Below are 7933 nucleotides of genomic sequence, written 5' to 3' on the forward strand. Positions count from 1 at the left end.
GGCGAAAGACCCGCCGGACACCCCCTACCTCAGCCCACCTCGGACAGCTGCGGCAGCGACTCGCTGCTCGCGACGACCCGGGAGCCGCTCGCCGGGGTCCGGTCGGTCAGGCCCGCGATCAGGGCGATCGCGAGGCCGATCACCGCGAGCACCGCGCCGACCAGCGTCGGGGAGGTCCAGCCCCAGCCCGCCGCGATGGCGACGCCGCCGAGCCACGCGCCACCGGCGTTGGCCAGGTTGAAGGCGGAGTGGTTGGAGGCGGAGGCCAGCGTCGGGGCGTGCTGGGCCTTGTTCATCACCAGCATCTGGAGCGGGGTGGTGGTCATGAAGCCGACCGCGCCCAGCACCACGACCGTCAGCAGCGCCGCCCACTTCACATGCACCGTGAAGTCGAAGGCCACGAGCACGGCGGCGAGCGCCGCCAGCGAGCCGTAGAGCGTGGGCCGCAGCGCCCGGTCGGTGAGCGGGCCGGCGGCGAGGGCGCCCAGGGTCATGCCGATGCCGAACAGCGCCAGCACCAAAGTGACCGTCGACTCACCGAACCCGGTGACCTCGGTCATCATCGAGGCGAGGTAGCTGTAGACGGCGAAGACACCGGCGAAGCCGAAGACGGCGGTGAGCAGCCCCAGCAGCACCTGGCGGTCGCGCAGCGCGCCGAGTTCCTGGCGCAGCCCGCCGTGCTGCTCGTGGGAGATCTGCGGGACGAGCCGGGCGAGCGCGGCCATGGCGACCACGCCGATCGCGGCGACGACCAGGAAGGTCGCGCGCCAGCCGAGGTTCTGGCCGAGCAGGGTGGCGACGGGGACGCCGACGATGTTGGCGATGGTCAGCCCGAGGAACATGGTGGCGACCGCGCGGGCCCGCCGGTCCTCGGTCACCAGTCGCGCGGCGACCACCGCGCCGACGCCGAAGAACGCGCCGTGGGGCAGCCCGGCGAGCACCCGGCCCGCGATCAGCAGCCCGAAGTTGGGGGCGAGGGCGGAGGCGAGGTTGCCCACCGTGAAGAGCGCCATGAGCAACACGAGCATCCGCTTGCGCGGGATACGGGAACCGAGGGCGGTCAGCAGCGGAGCGCCCACCACGACTCCGATGGCGTAGGCGGAGACGAGGTATCCGGCCGTGGGCACCGAGGTGTCCAGATCATTCGCGACATTGGGCAGCAGGCCCATCATCACGAATTCGGTAGTACCAATGCCGAAGGCGCTCACAGCAAGGGCGAGCAGGGCCAGGGGCATGAGAGACCTTTCAAACGAAGGAGAAACGTGCAGGGATGCGTATGTTCTCTAGCTGAACAAAGTCTCTCACGCAGAATGTTCCCGAGGAGATCTCCAAGATGAACGGCACGTAAGATCTCGCCGGGTGCCCGTGAGCTATGTCACCCGACGGCCCCGAGCGGCACGGCTCCGTAGCGGCACGGCTCAGTAGTCGACCGACGCCGCCAGCGGAAGGTGATCGCTGCCGGTCCTGGGCAGCGCCCACGCCGAGACCGGGTCCAGCCCCCGCACCATGATCTGGTCGATCCGCGCCATCGGGAACGAGGCGGGCCAGCTGAAGCCGAAGCCGTCGCCCGCCGCGCCCTGGGCGGACCGCATCTGCGCGGTGACGGGGGCGAGCGCGCGGTCGTTCATGGTGCCGTTCAGATCGCCGAGCAGGATCACCTTGTTCAGCGGCTCCCGGGCGATGGCCTGGCCCAGCGCCTCGGCGCTGTCGTCGCGCTGGCCGGCGGTGAAGCCCGCGTTGAACTTCACCCGCACCGAGGGCAGATGGGCCACATAGACGCCGACCTCACCGCGCGGGGTGGCGACGGCGGTGCGCAGCGCCCGGGTCCAGCCCAGCTTGATGTCCACCGGCTTGGTGCCGGACAGCGGGTACTTGCTCCACAGCCCCACCGTGCCCTGCACGGCGTGGTAGCGGTAGGTGCCGGCCAGGGCCCGCTCGTACGTCGGCACGGCCGAGTCCGTCAGCTCCTCCAGGGCCACCACATCGGCGCCCGAGGCGGCCACGTCCTTCGCGGTGCCGGTCGGATCGGCGTTCTCCGCGTTGACGTTGTGGGTGACGACGGTCAGCTCACCGCCGCCGCCGGACTTGTCGGAGAACATCAGCCCGCCGAAGAGGTTCAGCCAGACGGCGACGGGCAGCACCAGCGCCAGCACGGCGCTCGCCGACCGCCGCACCAGACCGAGCACCAGCAGCACCGGAAGGAACAGGCCCAGCCACGGCAGGAACGTCTCCAGCAGCGAGCCGAGGTTGCCCACCCGGTTGGGGATGTCGGCGTGGAAGATCATGACCAGGGCGAGCAGGACCGCGATCGCCGCCAGCACCAGTCCGCGCCGCCAGATGCCGCGATCGTTCCGGAGCCGGTCGAACAGGCGGCCGATCCGGGAGCCCGATCGCTGGGGCGCGTCGTCCCCGAGCTGTCCCGTCTCCTGCGTGTGCGCCTGCGTCATTCGCTGTCCCTCACTGCCTCAACTGCCGCGCCTTGGACTACGACCCTAGGTGATGACCAGGGCTTTTCCCGACGCCCCCGGTTGGGGTGCTCCCCGTCCGAGGACGAAGGGACGATGGCCCCGAGTTCCACATCCCGGCCCGGGAGGGGGTGTTGTGACATAACAGGCACAAACCGCTCAGCGGAGCTCAACGGCGTGGGGAGACCCCTTCGAGGACCGTGTCGACGATCCGTTCGGCCAGCCCCTCGGGCAGCTCCTTCCACTCGTGGAGCATGGCGCGGGCGAGCATCGGGCCGGTGAAGAGGTCGGCGAGCAGCTCCAGATCCACATCGGCGCGGATCTCACCGCTCTCCCGGCCCCGCCGCAGCACGGCGCGCAGGCTCGCGCGGCGGGCCGCTATGACGTTCTCGTCGTAGGCCCGCCACAGCTCCTTGTGCGCGTGCATCTGGGTGATGACGCTGCGCAGCAGGGCGGAGTTGCGCTTGGCGAGCCCGCGCCGGCGCATGAACTCCAGGATGGCGACGAGGTCGTCGCGCACCGATACCCCGGCCGGCTCGGGGCTGGGCTCCTCGAGGGAGCGCAGCACATCGAGCATCAGCGCGTCCTTACCGGGCCAGCGGCGGTAGACGGTGGCCTTGCCGACGCCCGCCTCGCGGGCGATCCCCTCGATCGAAAGACCGCCGACCGAGGCGCCCTCCTCCAGCAGCCGCAGCGCGGCCTCGATGATCGCGGCGTCGGTGGCGGGGCTGCGGGGGCGGCCGCGGAGCCTGGGTGCGGAGCTCTCCGGTGCGCTCATTGGCCGGCCGACGCCTCCTCCCGCGGATGCTGCCGCCCGTCGTCGGGGGCCCGGCCGGGACCTTCCTTGCCGGGCAGGAAGGCCAGGACGACCAGCGCGCCGAGGACGGCGACGCCCGCCGAGCCGAGGGCGGTGATGTGCATGGCGTGGACGAAGGCGTCCTGGGCCGGGCCCACCAGCGCCTGGCCCCTGGGCCCGAGCTTCTCGGCGACCCCCATGGTGGCCTCGACGGACTCGCCGGCCGAGCGCTGTACGGAGTCGGGCAGGCCGGGCACGGCGGCCAGGGTGTCCCGCATCCGGTCGCGGTAGGCGGTGGAGAGCACGGAGCCCAGCACCGCGACCCCGAGCGCGCCGCCGACCTGCCGGAAGGTGTTGTTGAGCGCCGAGCCGGAGCCGGCCTTCTGGCGCGGCAGCGCCTGCATGATCCCGGTGGTCACCGGCGGCATGATATGCGCCATTCCGGCGCCCTGGGCGAAGAACAGCACCTCGAGCACGACGATCGGGGTGTCCACGCCCAGCAGCAGGAACCCCGACATGGTGGCGGCCACCAGCAGCATCCCGCCGGTGCACACCGCGCGGGCGCCGAACCGCTCGACGACCAGCCGGGCCCGCGGGGCGAAGATCAGCTGTGCCACGGCCAGCGGCAGGATCAGCAGCCCGGATTCGAGGGCGCTGTAGCCGCGCACGCTCTGGGTGTAGAAGACCATGAAGAAGGTCACGCCCATGAGGGCGAAGAAGACCAGGGCGACGGCGGCGATGGCGGCGGAGAAGGCGGGGTTGCGGAAGTAGCCGATATCGATGGCCGGGTGGTCGCTGCGCTTCTCGTGCACCACGAACAGGCCCAGGACGGCGAGCCCGGCGGCGATCGAGCCCAGCACCTGGGCGTCGGTGAAGTCCGCGAGCTGGCCGCCCTTGATGATGCCGTAGACCAGCAGGACGAGCCCGACGACGGACAGCAGTACGCCCAGCGGGTCCACCCGGCCGGGCGCGGGGTCCCGGGAGTCGGGGACGAGCACCACCATCGCGATCAGTCCGACGATCACGATCGGCACATTGACGAAGAAGACCGAACCCCACCAGAAGTGTTCGAGCAGCAGTCCGCCGCTGATCGGGCCGATGGCGATGGCCAGCCCCACCGCGGCGACCCAGATGCCGATCGCCTTGGCCTGCTCCTCGCGTTCGAAGACATTGACCAGGATGGCGAGGGTCGCGGGCATCACGAAGGCGGCGCCGAGCCCCATGAGCGCCCGGAAGCCGATGAGTTCACCGGGCGATCCGGAGAAGGCGGCGAGCACCGAGCCCATGCCGAACACCGTCATCCCGCCGAGCAGGACCTTCTTACGGCCGATCCGGTCGCCGAGGATCCCCGCGGTGAACAGCAGCCCGGCGAAGACCAGCGTGTAGGAGTTGATCGCCCACTCGAGCTGGCTCTGGGTGGCGCCGAGCCCGGTGGGCTTCGGCGAGGCGATGGTCTTCATCGCCACGTTGAGTATCGAGTTGTCGAGGACGACGACCAGCACGCTGAACATCAGGACGACGAGGATCGCCCAGCGTCTGCGGTGGATCGCCTCCGGGACGCCGGACTCGGCCGGTGCGCCCTGGGCGCTGGGTGGGGTTGCCATGCCGCCCAGGCTAGGCGACTTACGATACGAGACCGTCTCGTATTGGAAAATCTTTGCGATCCGGGCCCACTTTCGCCCCGGCAGGAGCCGTGCCAGCATGGGGTTGGTCCGGGGACGCCGTCAGGGTGCCTCGAGATGATGAACAGGAGCCGTAGCGATGACGCACGTCAGTCCTGCGCGAAAGCAGTCCGAGAAGGCGCTCTACGGGGGCACGGGCTCCCGCCGCATCACCGTCCGTGACATCGCGGCCGCCAAGGAGCGCGCCGAGAAGTGGCCGATGCTCACCGCCTACGACGCGATGACCGCGTCCGTCTTCGACCAGGCGGGCATCCCGGTGCTGCTGGTCGGCGACTCGATGGGCAACTGCCATCTGGGCTACGAGTCCACCGTGCCCGTCACCATGGACGAGACGACGCTGCTGTCCGCCGCCGTGGTCCGCGGCACCCGGCGCGCCCTCGTCGTCGGCGACCTGCCCTTCGGCTCGTACCAGGAGGGCCCGGTCCAGGCGCTGCGGAACGCCACCCGGCTGGTCAAGGAGGCGGGCGTGGGCGCGGTGAAGCTGGAGGGCGGGGAGCGGTCCGCCCACCAGATCGAGCTGCTGGTCCAGTCCGGTATCCCGGTCATGGCGCACATCGGCCTGACCCCGCAGTCCGTCAACGCCTACGGCGGCTACCCGGTCCAGGGGCGCGGCGAGGAGGCGGCCCAGCAGCTGCTGCGGGACGCCAAGGCGGTCCAGGACGCGGGCGCCTTCGCGGTCGTCCTGGAGCTGGTCCCGGCCGAGCTGGCCGCCGAGGTGACGCGGTCGCTGCACATCGCCACCGTCGGCATCGGTGCCGGTCCGGACTGCGACGCCCAGGTGCTGGTGTGGACGGACATGGCGGGCATGACCGACGGCCGGGTGCCGCGTTTCGTCAAGCAGTACGCCGAGCTGCGCCAGGGCCTGGGCGACGCGGCGCGGGCCTTCGCGGAGGACGTCGTCGGCGGGGCCTACCCGGCCGAGGAGCACTCCTTCCGCTAGGCACCACGAGCCACTGCGGTACAACGACAGCCCGCCGATCTTCCCCCGTCGGCGGGCTGTCTGCCGCCTGTCGGCGGTCTGTCGGTGACGGCTGTCATCCTGAGCGCATGATGCGGGAACACAGGATCAGGGACGGCAACGCCGTCGAAGTACGGGGGCTGGTCAAGCACTTCGGTGACACCAAGGCCGTCGACGGAGTGGATCTGGACGTGCCGGAGGGCACCGTCCTGGGGGTGCTGGGCCCCAATGGCGCCGGTAAGACGACACTCGTCCGGTGTCTGTCCACCCTGCTGGTGCCGGACGCCGGCACCGCGGTGGTGGCCGGGTACGACGTGGTGCGCCAGCCCCGCCAGCTGCGCCGCACCATCGGGCTGACCGGGCAGTACGCCTCGGTCGACGAGAAGCTCCCCGGCTGGGAGAACCTCTACATGGTCGGGCGGCTGCTCGATCTCTCCCGCAAGGAGGCCCGTGCGCGGGCGGACACCATGCTCGAGCGGTTCTCGCTCACCGAGGCCGGCAAGCGGCGCGTGCGCACCTACTCCGGCGGTATGCGCCGCCGGCTCGACCTGGCCGCGTCCATGATCGGCCGGCCCTCGGTGCTCTATCTGGACGAGCCGACGACCGGTCTGGACCCGCACGCCCGTAACGAGGTGTGGGACGAGGTCAGGAGGATGGTCGCCGACGGGGCCACCGTGCTGCTGACCACCCAGTACATGGAGGAGGCCGAGCAGCTCGCCGACCATCTGACGGTGATCGACCGGGGCAGGGTCATCGCCGACGGCCGGGTGAACGAGCTCAGGGCCAAGATCGGCGGCCGCACCCTCCAGATCCGCCCGTCCGACGCCGGTGAGCTGCACCGCATGGTCGGCGCCATCACCCAGGCGGGGCTCGACGGCATCGGCGGCGCGACCGCCGATGTGGAGGAGGGCCTGGTCAATGTGCCCATCGCCAGCGATGAGCAGCTGACCGCCCTGATCGGTCTGCTCGGCCAGCGCGGTTTCGCGATCGCCGGGATCGACACCCATCTGCCCAGCCTGGACGAGGTCTTCCTGGCCATCACCGGCCGTAAGGCATCCACACCGCAGGACAACAAGACGCTGGAAGAGGTCCCCGCGTGAGTACGGCCACGATGACCGCGCCCCTGCGGGGAAAGAGCGACGGCCGGATCGGCCTCCGCGCCAATCTGCGCCACATCGGCGCGCTGGTGCGGCGCAACGTCATGCAGATCAGGTACGAACCGTTCGCGATGTTCGACGCCCTGGCCATGCCGATCGTCTTCGCGCTGCTGTTCACCTATGTCTTCGGCGGCGCGATGACGGGCGGCAACCGCTCCGAGTACGTCAACTACTTCATTCCCGGCCTGATGGCGATGGGCGGGCTCAACATCGCGATGTCGATCGGCACCGGCGTCAATGACGACTTCAACAAGGGCGTCATGGACCGGTTCCGCACGCTGCCGATCGCCCGCTCCTCGGTGCTGATAGCCAAGCTGATCGTGGAGTGCGGCCGGATGCTGGTGTCCACCATCATCCTGCTGATCATGGGCTTCATCATGGGCTTCGAGCTCGAGACCGGGCCGCTGGAGCTGTTGGCCGCGGTGGTGCTGGCCCTGGCCTTCGGATCCTCGCTGACCTGGATCTTCATGCTGCTGGGGATGTCGCTGCCCACCCCGCAGGCGGTCAGCGGTATGGGCTTCCTGGTGATGATGCCGCTCCAGTTCGGCTCGTCCATCTTCGCCCCGACCGCCACCATGCCGGACTGGCTGCGGTCCTTCACCGAGTACAACCCGCTGTCCCGGCTCGCGGACGCCGCACGGGCGCTGACCAGCGGCCATGGCGCGATAGCCGAACCGGTGACGGTGACCATGGTCTGGGCGGTGGCCATCACGGTGATCGTGGCGCCGCTCGCGGTGCGCAAGTTCCGCAACAAGACGACCTGACGGTCCACGGTCTCGGGCCACGCCCCCGGCGCGCCCCAAGCGGGGGCCCCCGCCCGGCCCCGGCACCCCCCACCCCGTGCGTGCCCCCCCCCCGCCCCCCCCCCCGCCCAA

Annotated in this window: 7 protein-coding genes; 3 read left to right on the forward strand and 4 right to left on the reverse strand. The window is 70.5% G+C overall.

Annotated features, from left to right (window positions below; all coding sequences use genetic code 11):
* Positions 1-29 precede the first annotated feature (29 nt).
* The 4 genes from ACFXB5_RS46700 to ACFXB5_RS46715 form a co-directional block, all read right to left on the reverse strand.
* Positions 30-1235: an MFS transporter gene (locus ACFXB5_RS46700; RefSeq protein WP_385220277.1), complete on the reverse strand. Its 1206-nt coding sequence runs from the start codon at positions 1233-1235 to the stop codon at positions 30-32.
* A 183-nt stretch (positions 1236-1418) separates the two neighbouring features.
* Positions 1419-2447: an endonuclease/exonuclease/phosphatase family protein gene (locus tag ACFXB5_RS46705; protein WP_385220280.1), complete on the reverse strand. Its 1029-nt coding sequence runs from the start codon at positions 2445-2447 to the stop codon at positions 1419-1421.
* Positions 2448-2634: 187 nt separating this feature from the next.
* Positions 2635-3243, reverse strand: a complete 609-nt coding sequence (locus ACFXB5_RS46710; RefSeq protein WP_385220283.1) for a TetR/AcrR family transcriptional regulator — start codon at positions 3241-3243, stop codon at positions 2635-2637.
* Complete coding sequence (locus ACFXB5_RS46715; RefSeq protein WP_385220285.1) at positions 3240-4865, reverse strand: MFS transporter; 1626 nt, start codon at positions 4863-4865, stop codon at positions 3240-3242. The genes ACFXB5_RS46710 and ACFXB5_RS46715 overlap by 4 nt, the downstream gene beginning before the upstream one ends.
* Positions 4866-5022: 157 nt before the next feature.
* Between ACFXB5_RS46715 and panB the strand changes: the two genes are divergently transcribed.
* The 3 genes from panB (at position 5023) to ACFXB5_RS46730 (ending at position 7822) form a co-directional block, all read left to right on the forward strand.
* Positions 5023-5883, forward strand: coding sequence for a 3-methyl-2-oxobutanoate hydroxymethyltransferase (gene panB, locus ACFXB5_RS46720; RefSeq protein WP_385220288.1), 861 nt, complete (start codon positions 5023-5025; stop codon positions 5881-5883).
* Between the two features lie 107 nt (positions 5884-5990).
* Positions 5991-7001 (forward strand): ATP-binding cassette domain-containing protein, encoded by a 1011-nt coding sequence (locus ACFXB5_RS46725; protein WP_385220290.1) that lies wholly within the window; start codon positions 5991-5993, stop codon positions 6999-7001.
* Positions 6998-7822: an ABC transporter permease gene (locus ACFXB5_RS46730; protein ID WP_385220293.1), complete on the forward strand. Its 825-nt coding sequence runs from the start codon at positions 6998-7000 to the stop codon at positions 7820-7822. Before ACFXB5_RS46725 ends, ACFXB5_RS46730 begins: the two co-directional genes overlap by 4 nt.
* Positions 7823-7933: the final 111 nt, after the last annotated feature.

It is taken from the genome of Streptomyces sp. NPDC059455, assembly GCF_042750115.1.
GTDB classification, from domain to species: Bacteria; Actinomycetota; Actinomycetes; order Streptomycetales; family Streptomycetaceae; genus Streptomyces; species Streptomyces endocoffeicus.

Excerpts from the sequence above, each read along its gene's own strand:
- ACFXB5_RS46700 (WP_385220277.1), bottom strand. The coding sequence starts at position 1,235 with ATGCCCCTGGCCCTGCTCGCCCTTGCTGTGAGCGCCTTCGGCATTGGT.
- ACFXB5_RS46705 (WP_385220280.1), bottom strand. The coding sequence starts at position 2,447 with ATGACGCAGGCGCACACGCAGGAGACGGGACAGCTCGGGGACGACGCG.
- ACFXB5_RS46710 (WP_385220283.1), bottom strand. The coding sequence starts at position 3,243 with ATGAGCGCACCGGAGAGCTCCGCACCCAGGCTCCGCGGCCGCCCCCGC.
- ACFXB5_RS46715 (WP_385220285.1), bottom strand. The coding sequence starts at position 4,865 with ATGGCAACCCCACCCAGCGCCCAGGGCGCACCGGCCGAGTCCGGCGTC.
- panB (WP_385220288.1), top strand. The coding sequence starts at position 5,023 with ATGACGCACGTCAGTCCTGCGCGAAAGCAGTCCGAGAAGGCGCTCTAC.
- ACFXB5_RS46725 (WP_385220290.1), top strand. The coding sequence starts at position 5,991 with ATGATGCGGGAACACAGGATCAGGGACGGCAACGCCGTCGAAGTACGG.